Raw genomic sequence first — 16,255 nt, 5'->3', positions numbered from 1 at the left:
ATAGCGTTATGGATATAGATGAAATAGTGGAGCTTAGTGTAAAGCATAATGTCTCGGATCTACACCTGTGCAGTCATTGTCCACCGCGCTGGCGACAGCAGGGAAGGCTGGTGCCTGCGCCTTTTCCCACGCCTGATGTCAGCGGGGTTATCAATGCGCATCTGAGCAGCGCGCTGCAGCAGCAATGGCGGGAACAGGGGCAGGTTGATTTCGCCCTTACCACCGCGCGCGGACAGCGCTTGCGTGCGGGCGCGTTCAGCCATCATCAGGGCGTCTCGCTGGCGCTGCGACTGCTGGCGCAAAGCAACCCATTACTCGCAGAACTGGATGCGCCCGCCGCGCTGAACACACTGCTGGAGCGGGATAACGGGCTTATTCTGGTTACCGGCGCCACCGGCAGCGGCAAATCCACAACGCTGGCGGCGATGGTTGATCACCTCAACCAACATCATGACGGACATATTTTGACGCTGGAAGATCCGATCGAATTTGTCCATACCAGCAAGCGGTGCTTGATCCAGCAGCGGGAGATCGGCCAGCACTGTCGCTCATTCGCTGCCGGTTTGCGTGCGGCGCTGCGTGAAGATCCGGATGTGATCCTGCTGGGCGAGCTGCGCGACAGCGAAACTATCCGTCTGGCTTTGACCGCCGCAGAGACCGGGCATCTGGTGCTGGCCACGCTGCATACGCGTGGGGCAGCGCAGGCGGTGGAACGTCTGGTGGATACGTTTCCGGCGCAGGAGAAAGATCCGGTGCGCAGCCAACTGGCCGGAAGCCTGCAAGCGGTGCTGGCGCAGAGACTGGAAGCAGACACACGGGGAGGGCGGATCGCGCTGTTTGAACTGCTGATTAATTCTCCGGCGGTCGCGAATCTGATCCGCGAAGGCAAAACACACCAGTTGCCCGGTGTGATGCAGACCGGGCAGCAGGCGGGCATGCAGACCTTTGCGCAAAGCCATCAGCAGCGCGTTCAGCAGGGCTGGCTTTAACGCACGTTTAGCGAATAAACCGCAGGCAGGGCGCCCGCAGTCGCGAGGATTTCCAGCCGAACGCTCAATGCTGTCAGCGGTTCGGGGAACCGGTGCTGGCAGACGGAGTGGTGATTATCCCGCACTTCAGCCAGGAGTTTATCGTCCGCCCACAGGCGGTAGTGCGTAATACAGTGTGGCGTCACAGCGTAGTGATGGCCCATTTGCACCGACTCCATGGCGTTATCAAAGTCGTTGTCCTGCACCAGCGTCATATGCCGGATCTGGCGCGGCGCGGCCCAACGCCAGACGATCTCCGGTGTTGGGTCGTTAGCATTCGGCGTCCAGCCGTTGATCTGCTGCTCCGGGCGCAGGCGTCCGTTGAGCACACTCTGTACGCTCCAGGCAGTTAACGGCTGGCTGAAGCGCAGGGCAGGCATAATTTGTTGCGGATGACGGCGCGGCAGCCAGAAGTCGAACTCGTCAACGCCATAATCGCCATCGACAACCTGGCGAGTGTGTTTCGCTACGCGTGCATTCAGGCTGTTAAATACCGTCATCATGCCGGGCAGATGTGTATCAGTCAGGGCGATCTCGATCGCATCCTGCGCGTCGAAGGCGATAAACAGATACTGGTCGCGCTCGCTCTGCCAGCGGAATGACAAGGTGTGCCAGCCTTCGCCGGAAACCTGTAATACAGACTCGGCGTATTGATAATCCGGGGTAAAATTTCCGGCTCGCGCGCTACCGAGCAGGGATACTGCCAGCGTTTGCGGCGTTTTGGCCCGCAGAAACAGCGTGATATCCGGCAATTTTGCGCCAGCCTGTATCGGCAGCAGTAGCGCCATCCGCCCGGTTAATGCGTGCCAGCGACTACTGGCGGGAAGTTCAGTCAGTTGGTATTCGCTGCTGGCGCTGACTTCCGCTCCGGCCGCCGGATCGTTCAGCCAGCGTCGTGGAATATGGCAGCCGTTAGCCTGTAACTGCTGTTGCAGTAAGCCGATGTGTGCAGGTTCCGCCAGTTCGCGCGGGGTAAGGCGCTCTGTTTTACACAGTGCTGCGGCGCGTCCCACCACTTCGCCCAGCAGACCGCAGGTGCACATCACGCGGGCGCTGCCAAACGCGACATGGGAGGCGGAAATCAGCCTGCCGGTGAGGAACAGATTGTCCAGCGAGCGGCTATAAAGGCAGCGAAATGGAATGGTATAGGTGCCTTTGCTGTGAAACTGGCGGCAGCCGTCGTGTGTGCTGTAAACGCCATCCGCCGGATGCAGGTCGATCGACCAGCCGCCGTAGGCCACGGCGTCGTAGTGATCGCGTTGTTCGATAATATCCTGCTGGCACAGTAAATGATCGCCGAGGAAGCGGCGGCTCTCGCGCTTGCCAGGAATTGCGCCCACCCATTCGATGGTCATATTCGCGGCTTCCGGGAAGTTGCCGGAGTTTTTAATATGATCCCAGACGCCCCAGACGATTTTCCACAGCTCCCATTTGATTTCTTCGCTTTCATGCACGGTATCCAGACGGCCTCCCCACTCCAGCCACCACAGATCGCAACCGTTCAGCGTTGATGTCAGCCGCTTGTAGCGCGGGATTTCAGTAATATCTTGCAGCGCAAAAGAGGGCGGTACAAAGTTGACCGGTCCATCGGTTTGCTTGGTATAGAAGTAGATCGAATGACCCAGCTTATGGCCGAAATGATCCCCCGGTGCCATTTTCTCGCCCAGCTCTTGTGCGTCTTCTGCGCCCTCGCGATATTCAGCGCCCGCCAGAAAACCCAGCACGCCATCGCCGGTGGCGTCGCAAAACTGTGCTGCATTTACGCTGTAAAAGGTTTCGTTGATCGGGTTGAAGGCTTTGACCTGGGTAATGCGCTGCTGCTCTTTTTCCACTTCATAAACGGCAGTATTCAGTAAAAGCGTTAACCCCGGCTGGCTTTTCGCCAGATCCAGCAGGACCAGATCGAACATTACCGGGTTGCCCTCTTTGTTGCGCCAGAGGTTCTCTTCCATGATTTCGCCCATGATGCCGCCTTCGCGCGCCCAGCGGTTATTGTTCCCCATATGCGACGTGGCACCATTCGCCCACAGTCTTACTTCGCTGGAGGCATTCCCGCCAAGCACTGGCCTGTCCTGAATCAGCACCACTTGTAAGCCGTCGCGGGCAGCCGCAAGAGCGGCGCAAAGGCCGGCAAGGCCGCCGCCTGCGACCAACAAATCGCAGAGCAGATGCTGCGTCGGAAAGGTTCTCGCTTCGCTATGGGGAAAGATCTTCATAACCTTGTATCCTTCTTTACTGACGGTAAAATCGAATTTTGAGCAACCTGATAAGCGAATCCTGAATGTCCTCACAACCTAACCAAAGCCTGATTGACGGTATCCGCTGCCTGCAGTACCTGGTTTCCAGTGGTCGCGCCATTGGTTGCCGCGAGCTGGCTCGTCTGATGGGCATTAACACCACGCGCGTCAACCGGTTGCTGATGACCATGGCGTCGATCGGCCTGACCATGCAGGATGCTCAGCGACGCTATCTGCCAGGGCCTGGCATTCATGCGCTGGCGGCGCAGGCGATTCGCGGCTCGGCGCTTTTCTCCCAGGCACTTCCTTTGCTTGAACGCTACGCCCCGAAAGACATCGTGGTGGCGATGGGCGTGCTGTGGGAGGATCAGGTCATCTATATCTATCACTCCGAACCCGGTAGCCAGGTTAGCCAGGCGCTGGCCGGTTTTCATATGCTGCCCGCCTGGCAATCCGTCATCGGCATGGCGCTGCTGGCGGCGGAAAGCGATGACGAACTGCAAAAACGCTTTACCGACGAGCAGTGGCGGCAGCTTGGCCCACACGTTGCTCTGCAGCGTCAGCATGGTCATGTGGTCTGGCATCATGACGATGGCGAAGTGTCGATGGCCAAACCCCTCGGCGCGCACTCTGCGGCGCTGGCCTTTGCCGGGATGTGGAACATCGAAGACGTTGAGGTCGAAACCCGCTTGCAGGCGCTTCATACGCTGGCCAGCCATCTGACGGAAAAGGCCTGACAGATTTACCGCTCTGTTATGTTTCTTTTATAGAAACAGTAATGGAAATGCAAAAAGGGCGGTCAGAAACTGTGAAAACGATCGGCAAAAAGCCGCGGTCGACGCGCGGCTTTATTCAGGTGAGATTGTTACGAAACCGAATTGAGGCGGAGATCAGGCGTGCTGCTCGAAATAGCTTTCGAGGATGATCACCGCGGAAGCGGAATCAACGCTGCCCTTGTCGAGCGCGCGAAAACCGCCGCGTTCGAACAAACCGGCACGCGCTTCTACGGTGCTTAACCGCTCATCATGCAGCGTAACTTTTACGCCAAAACGGCCGTGCACTTTATTGGCGAAATTGCGTGCGCGCGCCGTCAGCGGCTGTTCGGTGCCATCCATATTGAGCGGCAAACCGACGATGACCGTTTCCGGCTGCCACTCTTTCAGTAGTTTTTCGATAAGCTTCCAGTCTGGCGTGCCGTCCTGCGCTTTCAGCGCGGTGAGCGGACGCGCCGTGCCGGTGATGCGTTGCCCAATGGCGACGCCAATACTTTTGGTGCCAAAATCAAAGGCCAGCAAGGTTCCGCTCATCAGGCATGCCCCGCTACGCCAGGCATGGTGGAGATATCGATACCGATAAGTTTTGCCGCTTCGCGCCAGCGGTCGGCGATCGGCGTTTTGAACAGAATGTTGAGATCGGCCGGGGCGGTGAGCCAGGCGTTATCCATAATCTCTTGTTCCAGTTGCCCTTTTTCCCACGAGGCGTACCCCAGCGCGACCAGTACTTCGCTCGGCTGTTCGGCCGTTCCAAGGGTTTCCAGCACATCGCGTGAGGTGGTAACTACGGTGTTATCCGAAACGCGAATGCTGGAAGCGAATGTGGCGGGCGGCGTATGCAGGATAAAACCACGATCTTCCGCCAGCGGGCCGCCCAGCAGCACCGGTTTGTCCAGGCGGATGGCCGGATCCCGCGCTTCTGGCTGGATTTTGAGTTTTTCCAGGACACCGTCAACTTTCAGGTTTTCCAGCGGCTTATTAATAATCAGCCCCATTGCGCCTTCGTCGTTGTACTCGCAGATATAGACTACCGAGCGCCGAAAGAGAGGATCCTGAAGGGCAGGCATGGCAATAAGAAAGTGATGCTGTAAATTCATTGTCAGAGGTTCTGTTTCCTGGTTCAAAAAAGCGACAGCTTAGTATGGGGGGAAAGCGCAAAGCTGTCACCTGGCAATGCTGTCATGGGCGGGATCCTTCCCGCCCTGTACGCTGAGATTATTTGCCCAGACGTTTTTCGATAGCATCCATCAGCATGCCGGTGATGGAGATCGGGAATTCAGCCTCAATTTCACGCACGCAGGTCGGGCTGGTCACGTTAATTTCGGTCAGACGGTCGCCGATAATATCCAGGCCAACAAAAATCAGCCCTTTGGCTTTCAACACTGGCGCAACTTTGCGCGCAATCGCCCAGTCGCTTTCGCTTAACGGACGCGGTTCGCCGCGGCCGCCCGCCGCCAGGTTGCCGCGGGTTTCGCCGCCTTGCGGAATGCGCGCCAGGCAGTAAGGCACCGGTTCACCGTCAACCACCAGCACGCGCTTGTCGCCGTCTTTGATCGCCGGCAGATAGTTTTGCGCCATGCAGTAACGGCTACCCAGTTCAGTCAGCGTTTCAGTAATCACCGACAGGTTCGGATCGCTCTCTTTGACGCGGAAGATCGACGTGCCGCCCATGCCGTCCAGCGGTTTAAGGATGATGTCAGTGTGTTTTTGCCAGAACGCTTTCAACTGCGCTTTGTTGCGCGTAACCAGCGTTTCCGGCGTCAGATCCGGGAACCAGGCGGTGAACAGTTTTTCATTACAGTCGCGCAGGCTCTGCGGCTTGTTAACGATCAGCGTGCCTTTCTCTTCCGCACGCTCAAGAATGTAGGTCGCATAGATATATTCGGTGTCGAACGGCGGATCTTTACGCATCAGGATGGTGTCCAGATCGGCCAGCGCAATATCCTGCTCGCTGCCGAATTCGTACCATTTGTCGTAGTTCTGTTCGACGGAAAGCGTGCGGGCGCGGGCGCGGGCTTCACCATTGATCAGGTAAAGATCCGCCATCTCCATATAGTGCAGCTCATAGCCGCGGCGCTGTGCTTCCAGCAGCATGGCGAAGCTGGTGTCTTTTTTGATGTTAATGTCCGCGATGGGATCCATCACGATGCCAAGCTTGATCATTCTGCTTCTCCTTTCAACCCAGGTCGCCAAAGCGGACCTGAAGCGCGGTGATGGCGGTAAGTGCCGTAGTTTCTGTACGCAGTACGCGTGGCCCTAACAAAATGTCCGTAAACTGATAGCGCGCGGTCATGGCTATCTCATCGGCAGAGAGGCCGCCTTCCGGGCCTATCAGCAATCGAATGCGCTCAACCGGCAGCGGAAGCGTGTTGATGCTCTGGCTGGCGCGTGGATGCAGGTTCAGTTTCAGACCGGCATCTTCTTCGGCGCACCACGCTTCCAGATCCATCGCCGGGCGAATTTCCGGAATACGGTTACGACCGCACTGTTCGCAGGCGGCAATGGCGATTTTCTGCCACTGCTGGAGCTTTTTGTTCAGGCGTTCGGCGTCCAGTTTAACCCCGCAGCGCTCAGAAAAAAGTGGCGTAATGAGGCTTACGCCCAGCTCTATCGACTTCTGAATAGTGAATTCCATCTTTTCGCCGCGCGACATCACCTGGCCCAGATGGATATGCAGCGGGGATTCTCGGTCGTCCACTTCGCTACGCAAAATGTTGACCATCACGCTTTTCTTATCCGCGCGAACAATTTCGGCGTCGAACACCTGATTGGAGCCGTCGAACAGTTGAATAGCCTGGCCCGGTCCCATACGCAGCACGCGGCCAACGTGGTTTGCGGCATCTTCGCTCAGCGCGATTTCATGGCCCGGCTGAAGAGGTTCAGGGTGATGGATGCGGGGAATACGCATATTTTGAAATTCCGTCTGTCAGGCGATGCAGCGGCTCATGGGTAGAAAGTGCGCCGCTGCACCTGTCAATAATCAGTTGTCGCTAGTGTAGGTTAGCTCTTTCGCGCCATGCAAGCGCGCTGCACGTAAGGGTTGTGGTTGCCCTGCACCTCGGCAATGCGCGCATCGCGCGTGCATTCCCAGTCCGTCACCGGATACTGCTTATCCCACGCGGTAAACAGTTGCGTTTGCTGGCGTGAAAGGCTGAGCTGATATTGATCGCGCATATAGAAGTAGGTACGGGCAATTGCACCGCGGGCGCGGGCTGGCGGCTCAGCGAGCTTCGCTTTGAAATCAATCTTCATACCGCACTGGCCGTATTGGCCGTCGCCGCCATTCCACTGGCTATACATAAAGTTGCCGCGATCGCCATTCACTTCACCGACGGCGGGTTGCAGGTTGTGCATATCGCTTTCAATTTTGCGGTAGACCGGATCTTTGGCGCAGTTTTTCCGGCCGCCATCCTGCCAGCACTGGCGCAGATGGCCGAACTGCCACGCAGGCATCACATGCTCCCATTCAATGCGGCTGGCGCGGTTTTCATTTTTTCGCACCGTGTAACCGCAGGAAGCGAGGTCAACCACGCCTTTTTTACCCTGCCAGTTAATTTTGCAGCCGCAGTAGAAGTCGCCCGGTGCGTCGGCGTTAATTTTGGCTCCCGCCGCTTTTGCCTGGGCAAAGCTGTTTATGCCATCCGCTGCGAAAGCGGGAACGGCGATCAGTGTGATGAAAAGTGAGACAAGACGAAACATAGCGAACTCCCTGTGAAACGAGTTCGCAACGTAGCGGAAGGCGTTGTCTGATGCAATCAGTAAGAGCAGAAAATTTCTTAATGGATTCAGTTAGTCGCGTCGGCAATGAGCGGTTCGCCACAGCGTACACAGCGGTAAACGGCCTCGCCGCGCAGCACGCGGTTGTGTCGGCGTACCGTAAGCTGGTGCTGCTGGCATCGACAATGGTATGGGAAAGTATTGCGTCGTAGCGATTCCAGTTTGAACTGGTGCGTGCGGCGGGCAGGAACGCCAAGCACGCTCTCCATCATCCATTTCCACTCTTTGCCGTGTGGCGCAACGCGGCCGAAGTGTTTCCACACCAGCAGATGCGCCAGCTCATGCGGAACCACTTCTTCAACAAATGCCTGCTGGTTTTCCAGCAGCAGCACGGGGTTGAGACGAATTTCGTAATCCGCCAGCCAGGCGGTGCCCGCAGCCGTGCCTCGCTGTTGATACACCACTTTAGGTTCGGGATAGCTGCGCCCCAGTTTCTGGTTCGCAAGGGCAAGTTTATCCCGCAGGCTCTGCATGACGGCTTGCTGGATGGCGATGGGAAGACGGGGAGTTTTCATAGTTGCAGAGAATAGGATCGGCGAAGCGCGAGTGCAACAGGCAAAACAGAGGCTTCCTCCGCAGAGGAAGCCTGAAGAGTTAATTGTGGGAACCGATCTCGCGCAGCGGACGGCCGCGCATCAGGTTACGCTCGATATGCTCCAGCGAAACATGTTTGGTTTCCGGCACCAGCCACAGGGTCAGTACGATGAACAGCAGGTTCAGCGCGCCGTAAACCCAGAAGGTATTGGCATTGCCCAGCGAATTCAGCATCGTCAGGAAGGTTGCACCGACGATCATATTGGCAATCCAGTTAGTGGCGGTGGAGCAGGTAATACCGAAGTCGCGGCCTTTCAGCGGCTGGATTTCGGAGCACAGCACCCAGATCAGCGGACCGGCGCTCATGGCAAAACCCACGATGAACATCAGCAACATGGCGACGGCAAAGTACTGCGCTGACGGCGAATGGATGCCGATATGCAGCATGGTTCCGAGGATCCCCATTCCGACAGCCATCACCAGGAAGCCGAGCACCAGCGTCGGTTTACGTCCCCAGCGGTCTACCAGGCCGATAGCGATAAAGGTTGCCAGCACGTTGGTCAGACCAACGATAACGGTGCCCCACATCTGCTCGTTGGTGTTGCTGTAACCCGCCAGTTCAAAGATTTTCGGCGCGTAGTACATGATGACGTTCATACCGGTGAACTGCTGCATGATTTGTAACAGCACGCCGAGGAACACCGCGCGGCGGAAATTGCTGTTCTCTTTAAACAGCGACCAGCCGGTCTGTTTCACTTGCAGGCTTTCGCGGATCTCTTCCAGCTCGTTTTTCGCTTCTGCGCTGGTGTCACGCAGGCGTAATAGCACCCGTTCTGCATCGTGGAAACGGCGCTTGGCGGCAAACCAACGCGGGCTGTCCGGCAGGAAAAAAACGCCAATCAGCAGCAAAATCGCCGGAATGATGATCACGCCCAGCATCCAGCGCCATTCGCCGCTGTAGCTGAAGGCCGTGTCCGAGAGGTACGCGCCGAGAATACCGATGGTGATCATCAACTGATACATCGAGATCATGCTGCCGCGAATTTTTTCCGGTGCGATCTCGGAAAGGTAGAGCGGCGCGGTATAGGAGGCGATCCCGACAGCCAGGCCAAGCAGCACACGGGAAATAATCAACACTTCCACATTCGGCGCGGCAGCAGAGCACAGCGAACCCACGACAAACAGTACGGCGCCAATCATCAAGCTTTTTTTACGCCCCAGGCGCCAGGAGAGCCAGCCGCTACCGACAGCGCCGACGGCGGCGCCGAACATCATTGAACTGACCACCCACTCCTGTGTATGTGAGCTAATTTGAAAATCTTTGGTGATAAAGGGCAGCGCACCTGCAATAACCCCAATATCCAGACCAAAAAGTAATCCTGCCAGTGCAGCGAGGAAACAAACAAAAAAGGTCATCGCCTTATTTGAATGCCCCTGTTTTTTATTGTCAGGCATGATGCCCTCCATTGATGTATTGGTTTTCCGGTGACAAAAGTAGGCCAGTTACCGGCAAAATTACGTGATTTACATCACATGAGTGTAATCGGTTACATTCCGATAAGGCCGGTAATGTAAATAAAAGTGTTAAATATTATAGGATTGTTTACGTTGAAAGGTGAGTGCAAAGGTGTAGTTTCAGACTAAGCCGAAACGTAATGTAACAACTCTGCTTCGCTCCTTTTTCAAAAGGAAAACTCTGAAAAAAATCAGCGAAGCGGTGAGGTGTAATCGCTTTCAGAAAAATGCCAGACAGGCGTAAACAGTATAGATAGCGAAAATAAACGGGCGGGAAATGCAAAAGGCCAGCGCGAGGCTGGCCTTTAGAGGAAAACTGTCAACGGATTATTACAGGCCGGCAGCTTCACGCAGCAGAGCGGCTTTGTCGGTTTTTTCCCATGGGAAAGTTTCACGACCAAAGTGACCGTATGCAGCGGTTTGTTTGTAGATCGGGTGCAGCAGATCCAGCATCTGGATCAGACCATACGGACGCAGGTCGAAGAATTCACGAACCAGCAGCGTCAGTTGTTCGGTCGGCACTTTCTCAGTACCGAACGTTTCCACCATGATGGACGTCGGTTCTGCGATACCGATAGCGTAGGAAACCTGAATTTCACAACGATCGGCCAGACCCGCAGCAACGATGTTTTTCGCCACGTAACGGGCGGCATAAGCTGCGGAACGGTCCACTTTCGACGGATCTTTACCGGAGAACGCGCCGCCACCGTGACGAGCCATACCGCCGTAGGTATCAACGATGATTTTACGGCCGGTCAGACCGCAATCGCCCATTGGGCCACCGATAACGAAACGGCCGGTCGGGTTGATAAAGAATTTGGTGGAGGCGTTCAGCCACTCGGCTGGCAGGATCGGCTTGATGATCTCTTCCATAACCGCTTCCTGCAGCGATTTCTGGTCAATGTCTTCAGCGTGCTGCGTAGACAGAACGACAGCATCGATGCCGGCGATTTTGCCGTCATCATACTGGAAAGTGACCTGGCTTTTTGCGTCCGGACGCAGCCACGGCAGGGTGCCGTTTTTACGCACTTCAGCCTGACGCTCTACCAGACGGTGGGCGTAGGTGATCGGTGCTGGCATCAATACGTCAGTTTCATTGGTCGCGTAACCAAACATCAGACCCTGGTCGCCTGCGCCCTGTTCCAGCGGATCGGCACGGTCAACACCCTGGTTGATGTCCGGGGATTGCTTACCAATGGCGCTCAGTACGGCGCAAGAGTTGGCATCAAAGCCCATGTCGGAGTGCACATAGCCGATTTCGCGTACGGTGTTACGGGTGATCTCTTCGATATCAACCCATGCGCTGGTAGTGATTTCACCGCCAACCAGCACCATACCGGTTTTGACATAGGTTTCGCATGCGACGCGCGCTTTCGGATCCTGTTCGAGGATGGCATCCAGCACGGCGTCTGAAATTTGGTCAGCAATTTTGTCAGGATGCCCTTCAGAAACGGACTCGGACGTAAAAAGGTGTTTTGCCATAGTAAGTTTTCACCCTGGAGTAATACGGTTAGCTCGAATTCTGTGCCCGGATGTTTTCACGCCTGGCGGCGCAGATTGCAGATGATGGCACAAGAAGTCTGAGAGTTAATCAATCTGGATGGATTAACATCTGGACGGCTATTTTAGGTTACTTGTTGAACCCATTTCCAGCCTTTTTTTGATCCCTGCCTCATCCTGACACAAATAGTGACGGAAATTTTTCCTGACAATGCGGCAAACACAGCTTTTTTATTTTGCATTTTCACCCCGTTGTCGGTATAAAACGCGGCGCGCGGCTCTTAAAAAAAAGCGCACGGCCAAAACGCCGTGTCGCCACTTCCAGCCGGGTTAAGCAGTTGATTCAGGGCTTTGGCTTGTCGCGGGTCGCTATGGCTTGCGTTGGAGGTGATAAGAGATAATGAACCGTTGTTTTCCGCAGAATCTGTCGCGCCGTTCTGGCGTGCGTTTATTCCCCGCAACCTGCATTTCTAATCTGCAAACCTGCCGATGTTATACCCATTTCGGCGCTTCCCAGGACTCCAGGGCCGGTAAGGCGTTGTGATACCTGAACAAGGGCTCTCCTGCTAATACAGGGGTTTTCTCGTGGTTTCGCCGGGCTGTCATACAGACGTTCGGATGCGTGTTTTACAATAATATGAAAAAGAAACCGGTCGCACAGGCGTGGCGTTGGGCTGAAATCAGGCTAAGCCAGGCTGTTTATGGGTTGTTATCGCTATGTGTCACTGCGATAGTAGTCAACTATTTTACACCCGTGTCTCTTCGCGCTTCGGCAATTGCTCAGCGTGATGTGCGCAGGGTATACACTTTTATAGATTGAGGTTCGCTATGTCTGACGACATGTCTTCGTTTTCGCCTTCGTCAGCAGGCGAACAGGGTGTACTACGTTCCATGCAGGAGGTTGCGATGAGCTCCCAGGAAGCCAGCAAGATGCTTCGTACTTATAACATTGCCTGGTGGGGCAATAACTACTACGACGTCAATGAGCTGGGCCATATCAGCGTTTGCCCGGATCCGGACGTCCCGGAAGCCCGTGTCGACCTGGCACAGCTGGTAAAAGCACGTGAAGCACAGGGGCAACGTTTGCCCGCATTGTTCTGCTTCCCGCAGATCCTGCAACACCGTCTGCGCTCGATTAATGCCGCGTTCAAACGCGCGCGTGAGTCCTACGGCTACAACGGCGATTACTTCCTGGTTTATCCGATTAAGGTGAACCAGCATCGCCGTGTTATTGAATCCCTGATCCATTCCGGCGAACCGCTGGGGCTGGAAGCCGGTTCTAAAGCGGAATTGATGGCCGTGCTGGCACATGCTGGCATGACCCGTTCGGTGATTGTCTGTAACGGTTATAAAGATCGTGAATACATTCGTCTTGCGCTGATTGGCGAAAAGATGGGCCACAAGGTCTATCTGGTGATTGAGAAAATGACCGAAATCGCCATCGTACTGGAAGAAGCTGAACGCCTGAACGTGGTGCCGCGCCTCGGCGTACGCGCGCGTCTGGCATCGCAAGGTTCCGGCAAATGGCAATCCTCCGGCGGCGAGAAATCGAAATTTGGCCTTGCGGCAACGCAGGTGTTGCAACTGGTGGAGATCCTGCGCGAGCGCGGGCGTCTGGACAGCATTCAGTTGCTGCACTTCCACCTTGGTTCGCAGATGGCCAACATCCGCGATATCGCGACGGGCGTGCGTGAATCCGCGCGTTTCTACGTCGAGCTGCATAAGCTGGGCGTCAATATCCAGTGCTTCGACGTCGGCGGCGGTCTGGGCGTGGATTATGAAGGTACACGCTCGCAGTCCGACTGCTCGGTAAACTATGGTCTGAACGAGTATGCCAACAACATCATTTGGGCGATTGGCGATGCTTGCGAAGAAAATGGTCTGCCGCATCCGACAGTGATCACCGAATCCGGCCGCGCGGTGACGGCGCATCACACCGTGCTGGTTTCTAACATTATTGGCGTTGAACGTAACGAGTACACGCAAGCGACTCCACCAGCGGAAGATGCGCCGCGTGCGCTGCTAAGCATGTGGGAAACCTGGCAGGAGATGCACGAGCCTGGCACTCGCCGTTCTCTGCGTGAATGGCTGCATGACAGCCAGATGGATCTGCATGATATTCATGTCGGCTATTCCTCTGGCACTTTCAGCCTGCAAGAACGTGCCTGGGCCGAGCAGCTCTATCTGAATATGTGCCATGAAGTGCAGAAGCAGCTCGATCCGAGCAACCGCGCGCATCGCCCGATTATTGACGAATTGCAGGAACGTATGGCGGACAAAATGTACGTCAACTTCTCGCTGTTCCAGTCGATGCCGGATGCCTGGGGTATCGATCAACTGTTCCCGGTGCTGCCGCTGGAAGGGCTGAACCATGCGCCGGAACGTCGCGCGGTGTTGCTCGATATTACCTGTGATTCCGACGGCGCCATTGATCATTACGTGGATGGCGACGGTATCGCGACCACCATGCCGATGCCGGAGTACGATCCGGAGAACCCGCCAATGCTGGGCTTCTTTATGGTGGGCGCGTACCAGGAGATCCTCGGCAACATGCATAACCTGTTTGGTGATACCGAAGCGGTTGACGTGTTTGTCTTCCCGGATGGCAGTGTGGAAGTTGAACTGTCAGATGAAGGGGATACGGTGGCGGATATGTTGCAGTATGTGCAGCTCGATCCGAACACGCTACTGACGCAGTTCCGCGATCAGGTGAAACAGACCGGTCTGGATGAGGCTTTGCAACAGCAGTTCCTCGAAGAGTTCGAATCGGGCCTGTACGGTTACACCTATCTGGAAGATGAATAACGCAGCAATCGCGCTACGATGAAATATAACCCTTCCCCGCCAGCAGGCGCGGAAGGGTTTTTTTATCAGAATACGTTGAGCGGATATTGCCTCCCAGAGGGATTATTTAATTCCGTCTGCGGCCATGCGATCGCGAATATGCTGCGCGCGCTCCGCCGATGCCGGGTGATCGTCAAACATCGAACTCTGCCGACCCTCTTCCATTTTTGCCAGTTTCTCAAAGCTGGTCGCCAGCCCTGCCGGGTTGATGCCGCGTTTGCGCAACAGATCGTAGGAGTAGTCATCCGCTTCGGATTCCTGGCGCTGAGAGAACTGTGAATTTACCAGTTGTTCGCCCAGCGCGCCGAGCTGCGACTGCGACAGGCTGCCGACGATACCGCCTGCCGATGCTGCGGCTGCGCGAACCGCATTGGTGCCCAGCGCCACCTGCATCCCTTTTTTCACATGGCCCAGCGCAACGTGGCCCATTTCGTGGCCGATCACCGCTTCGACTTCGTTGTCGGTCATCATATCCATCAGCGCGCTGTAGACGCGGATGCAGCCGTTTGCCATGGCAAAAGCATTCACGTCTTTTGCCACATAAACCTTGTAGTTGACCGGTTGGCCGTTGATGTTATCGCCGAGCGCGGCAGCAATTTTCGTCAGGCGCTGGCTATAGGTGCTGCTGGCGGGCGCGATGGTTGCTTTGCTGTCCATCTGTTTACAGGCGTCATCACTTAATGCTTTTACTTGCGCATCGCTCAGCGTGTAGGCCTGAAAAGCCTCCGCGCCGGAGCTGAGAAAAGCATTTGAGTCCATATTCTGGCAACCGGCAAGGACGGTTGTTATTCCCAGAGCAAAGAGAAGCGGGCGAATTTTCATTTGTTATTTTCCGTAATGGTTGAGTCAATATGCTGCTAACTACGCCGGCTCAAGACGAACCTGCAGATTGTCAGTATAAGGAAGAGTCAGAGCGCCAGGCGAGTAGATTGCGCAACATGCGAGCGGCTTCCAGAGATTTCTGAATCGGCAAAAGGATGCTCCATGTACATGGCATGCCGCTTGGGTTACATTGTTGGCACTTTTTTCCGGCGTAGCCCAAAACGCGCTGTCGTCAAGTCGTTACGGGAACAGCCCTTAACAGTCCGATCTGGAGTCAAAATGTCCTCACGTAAAGAGCTTGCCAATGCTATTCGTGCGCTGAGCATGGACGCGGTACAGAAAGCCAAATCCGGTCACCCGGGAGCCCCGATGGGTATGGCGGACATCGCCGAGGTCCTGTGGCGTGATTTTCTGAACCACAACCCGACGAATCCGGCCTGGGCCGATCGCGACCGCTTTGTGCTGTCCAACGGCCACGGTTCGATGCTGATTTACAGCCTGCTGCACCTCACCGGCTATGACCTGCCGATGTCCGAACTGCAGAACTTCCGTCAGCTGCACTCGAAAACNCCGGGCCACCCGGAAGTGGGNTACACCGCCGGTGTGGAAACCACCACCGGNCCGCTGGGGCAGGGTATTGCCAACGCCGTGGGCATGGCGATTGCNGAGAAAACCCTTGCGGCNCAGTTCAACCGTCCGGGACACGACATTGTTGACCACTTCACCTACGCCTTTATGGGCGANGGCTGCATGATGGAAGGCATTTCCCATGAAGTCTGCTCNCTGGCCGGTACGCTGAAACTGGGCAAACTGGTGGCGTTCTACGANGACAACGGCATCTCCATTGACGGCCATGTTGAAGGCTGGTTCACCGATGACACCGCGAAACGCTTTGAAGCTTACGGCTGGCACGTGGTACGCGGCATTGACGGCCACGACGCGGACGCCATCAAACGTGCGGTGGAAGAAGCGCGTGCTGTTACTGATAAACCGTCGCTGCTGATGTGCAAAACCATCATCGGTTTCGGTTCGCCGAACAAAGCCGGTACCCACGATTCCCACGGCGCGCCGCTGGGCGATGCTGAAATCGCGCTGACCCGCGAAGCGCTCGGCTGGAAATACGCGCCGTTTGAAATCCCGTCTGAAATCTATGCGCAGTGGGATGCGAAAGAAGCCGGTCAGGCCAAAGAAGCGGCGTGGAACAGGCCAAAGAAGCGGCGTGGAA

The 16,255-nt window shown here is 55.9% G+C and carries 15 protein-coding genes and 1 pseudogene; 6 read left to right on the top strand and 10 right to left on the bottom strand.

Translation table 11 applies throughout. The features are described from left to right. Positions 1–8 precede the first annotated feature (8 nt). Positions 9–989, top strand: coding sequence for a type IV pilus twitching motility protein PilT (locus C0557_RS21365; protein WP_208660828.1), 981 nt, complete (start codon positions 9–11; stop codon positions 987–989). Here the strand turns inward: C0557_RS21365 and C0557_RS21360 are convergent. Continuing rightward, positions 986–3,244 carry an FAD-dependent oxidoreductase gene (locus tag C0557_RS21360; protein WP_208660826.1) on the bottom strand — a complete coding sequence of 753 codons (2,259 nt, stop codon included), beginning with the start codon at positions 3,242–3,244 and terminating at the stop codon, positions 986–988. The genes C0557_RS21365 and C0557_RS21360 overlap by 4 nt on opposite strands. 65 nt (positions 3,245–3,309) lie before the next feature. On the opposite strand from C0557_RS21360, the gene C0557_RS21355 reads away from it, so the two are divergent. Then, on the top strand, positions 3,310–4,002 hold the full coding sequence (locus C0557_RS21355) for an IclR family transcriptional regulator (RefSeq protein WP_208660824.1): 693 nt from the start codon (positions 3,310–3,312) through the stop codon (positions 4,000–4,002). Between the two features lie 153 nt (positions 4,003–4,155). Here the strand turns inward: C0557_RS21355 and ruvX are convergent, their stop codons facing one another. From ruvX to metK, 8 genes are all read right to left on the bottom strand, one after another. Then, positions 4,156–4,572, bottom strand: a complete 417-nt coding sequence (ruvX, locus tag C0557_RS21350; protein WP_007370208.1) for a Holliday junction resolvase RuvX — start codon at positions 4,570–4,572, stop codon at positions 4,156–4,158. Continuing rightward, on the bottom strand, positions 4,572–5,135 hold the full coding sequence (locus C0557_RS21345; RefSeq protein WP_007370209.1) for a YqgE/AlgH family protein: 564 nt from the start codon (positions 5,133–5,135) through the stop codon (positions 4,572–4,574). Before C0557_RS21345 ends, ruvX begins: the two co-directional genes overlap by 1 nt. Before the next feature lie 118 nt (positions 5,136–5,253). Further along, on the bottom strand, positions 5,254–6,201 hold the full coding sequence (gene gshB, locus C0557_RS21340; RefSeq protein WP_208660822.1) for a glutathione synthase: 948 nt from the start codon (positions 6,199–6,201) through the stop codon (positions 5,254–5,256). Between the two features lie 13 nt (positions 6,202–6,214). Further along, entirely contained in the window at positions 6,215–6,946 is a 732-nt protein-coding gene (gene rsmE / locus C0557_RS21335) for a 16S rRNA (uracil(1498)-N(3))-methyltransferase (RefSeq protein ID WP_035889573.1), read from the bottom strand. A 92-nt stretch (positions 6,947–7,038) separates the two neighbouring features. Continuing rightward, complete coding sequence (gene endA / locus C0557_RS21330) at positions 7,039–7,737, bottom strand: deoxyribonuclease I (RefSeq protein ID WP_208660820.1); 699 nt, start codon at positions 7,735–7,737, stop codon at positions 7,039–7,041. An 86-nt stretch (positions 7,738–7,823) separates the two neighbouring features. Next, positions 7,824–8,330, bottom strand: coding sequence for a SprT family zinc-dependent metalloprotease (locus tag C0557_RS21325; protein ID WP_208660818.1), 507 nt, complete (start codon positions 8,328–8,330; stop codon positions 7,824–7,826). 79 nt (positions 8,331–8,409) lie between these two features. Further along, positions 8,410–9,804: a sugar porter family MFS transporter gene (locus C0557_RS21320; RefSeq protein WP_074772817.1), complete on the bottom strand. Its 1,395-nt coding sequence runs from the start codon at positions 9,802–9,804 to the stop codon at positions 8,410–8,412. Positions 9,805–10,194: 390 nt separating this feature from the next. Continuing rightward, a complete protein-coding gene (gene metK, locus C0557_RS21315; RefSeq protein WP_074772820.1) occupies positions 10,195–11,346 on the bottom strand; it encodes a methionine adenosyltransferase in 1,152 nt (383 codons plus the stop codon). Positions 11,347–11,764: 418 nt separating this feature from the next. Here metK and C0557_RS27590 point away from each other — a divergent pair, with 418 nt between their 5' ends. The 3 genes from C0557_RS27590 to speA all read left to right on the top strand — a co-directional run bounded on the left by C0557_RS27590 (position 11,765) and on the right by speA (position 14,169). Beyond that, entirely contained in the window at positions 11,765–11,908 is a 144-nt protein-coding gene (locus tag C0557_RS27590) for a hypothetical protein (RefSeq protein ID WP_269467832.1), read from the top strand. A gap of 93 nt (positions 11,909–12,001) precedes the next feature. After that, the gene (gene yqgB / locus C0557_RS27585) at positions 12,002–12,184 is read left to right on the top strand and encodes an acid stress response protein YqgB (RefSeq protein ID WP_208660816.1); all 183 of its coding nucleotides are present in this window, start codon (positions 12,002–12,004) and stop codon (positions 12,182–12,184) included. An 8-nt stretch (positions 12,185–12,192) separates the two neighbouring features. Continuing rightward, a complete protein-coding gene (speA, locus tag C0557_RS21300; protein ID WP_208660814.1) occupies positions 12,193–14,169 on the top strand; it encodes a biosynthetic arginine decarboxylase in 1,977 nt (658 codons plus the stop codon). 102 nt (positions 14,170–14,271) lie between these two features. On the opposite strand, the gene C0557_RS21295 is transcribed toward speA, so the two are convergent. Then, entirely contained in the window at positions 14,272–15,030 is a 759-nt protein-coding gene (locus tag C0557_RS21295; protein ID WP_074772825.1) for a M48 family metallopeptidase, read from the bottom strand. A gap of 162 nt (positions 15,031–15,192) precedes the next feature. Here C0557_RS21295 and C0557_RS21290 point away from each other — a divergent pair. Continuing rightward, positions 15,193–16,255: pseudogene (locus tag C0557_RS21290) on the top strand (hypothetical protein); the annotation flags it as partial.

The sequence above is a fragment of the Kosakonia sp. MUSA4 genome (assembly GCF_013085925.1).
Taxonomy (GTDB): Bacteria; Pseudomonadota; Gammaproteobacteria; order Enterobacterales; family Enterobacteriaceae; genus Kosakonia; species Kosakonia sacchari_B.
This window is presented reverse-complemented; position numbering and strand designations above follow the sequence as displayed.

What these genes read in the sequence shown, in the direction of transcription:
- C0557_RS21295 (WP_074772825.1), bottom strand. Translation starts at nt 15,030, where the DNA reads ATGAAAATTCGCCCGCTTCTCTTTGCTCTGGGAATAACAACCGTCCTT.
- C0557_RS21320 (WP_074772817.1), bottom strand. Translation starts at nt 9,804, where the DNA reads ATGCCTGACAATAAAAAACAGGGGCATTCAAATAAGGCGATGACCTTT.
- metK (WP_074772820.1), bottom strand. Translation starts at nt 11,346, where the DNA reads ATGGCAAAACACCTTTTTACGTCCGAGTCCGTTTCTGAAGGGCATCCT.
- yqgB (WP_208660816.1), top strand. Translation starts at nt 12,002, where the DNA reads ATGAAAAAGAAACCGGTCGCACAGGCGTGGCGTTGGGCTGAAATCAGG.
- C0557_RS27590 (WP_269467832.1), top strand. Translation starts at nt 11,765, where the DNA reads ATGAACCGTTGTTTTCCGCAGAATCTGTCGCGCCGTTCTGGCGTGCGT.
- C0557_RS21365 (WP_208660828.1), top strand. Translation starts at nt 9, where the DNA reads ATGGATATAGATGAAATAGTGGAGCTTAGTGTAAAGCATAATGTCTCG.
- rsmE (WP_035889573.1), bottom strand. Translation starts at nt 6,946, where the DNA reads ATGCGTATTCCCCGCATCCATCACCCTGAACCTCTTCAGCCGGGCCAT.
- endA (WP_208660820.1), bottom strand. Translation starts at nt 7,737, where the DNA reads ATGTTTCGTCTTGTCTCACTTTTCATCACACTGATCGCCGTTCCCGCT.
- ruvX (WP_007370208.1), bottom strand. Translation starts at nt 4,572, where the DNA reads ATGAGCGGAACCTTGCTGGCCTTTGATTTTGGCACCAAAAGTATTGGC.
- C0557_RS21360 (WP_208660826.1), bottom strand. Translation starts at nt 3,244, where the DNA reads ATGAAGATCTTTCCCCATAGCGAAGCGAGAACCTTTCCGACGCAGCAT.
- gshB (WP_208660822.1), bottom strand. Translation starts at nt 6,201, where the DNA reads ATGATCAAGCTTGGCATCGTGATGGATCCCATCGCGGACATTAACATC.
- C0557_RS21325 (WP_208660818.1), bottom strand. Translation starts at nt 8,330, where the DNA reads ATGAAAACTCCCCGTCTTCCCATCGCCATCCAGCAAGCCGTCATGCAG.
- C0557_RS21355 (WP_208660824.1), top strand. Translation starts at nt 3,310, where the DNA reads ATGTCCTCACAACCTAACCAAAGCCTGATTGACGGTATCCGCTGCCTG.
- C0557_RS21345 (WP_007370209.1), bottom strand. Translation starts at nt 5,135, where the DNA reads ATGAATTTACAGCATCACTTTCTTATTGCCATGCCTGCCCTTCAGGAT.
- speA (WP_208660814.1), top strand. Translation starts at nt 12,193, where the DNA reads ATGTCTGACGACATGTCTTCGTTTTCGCCTTCGTCAGCAGGCGAACAG.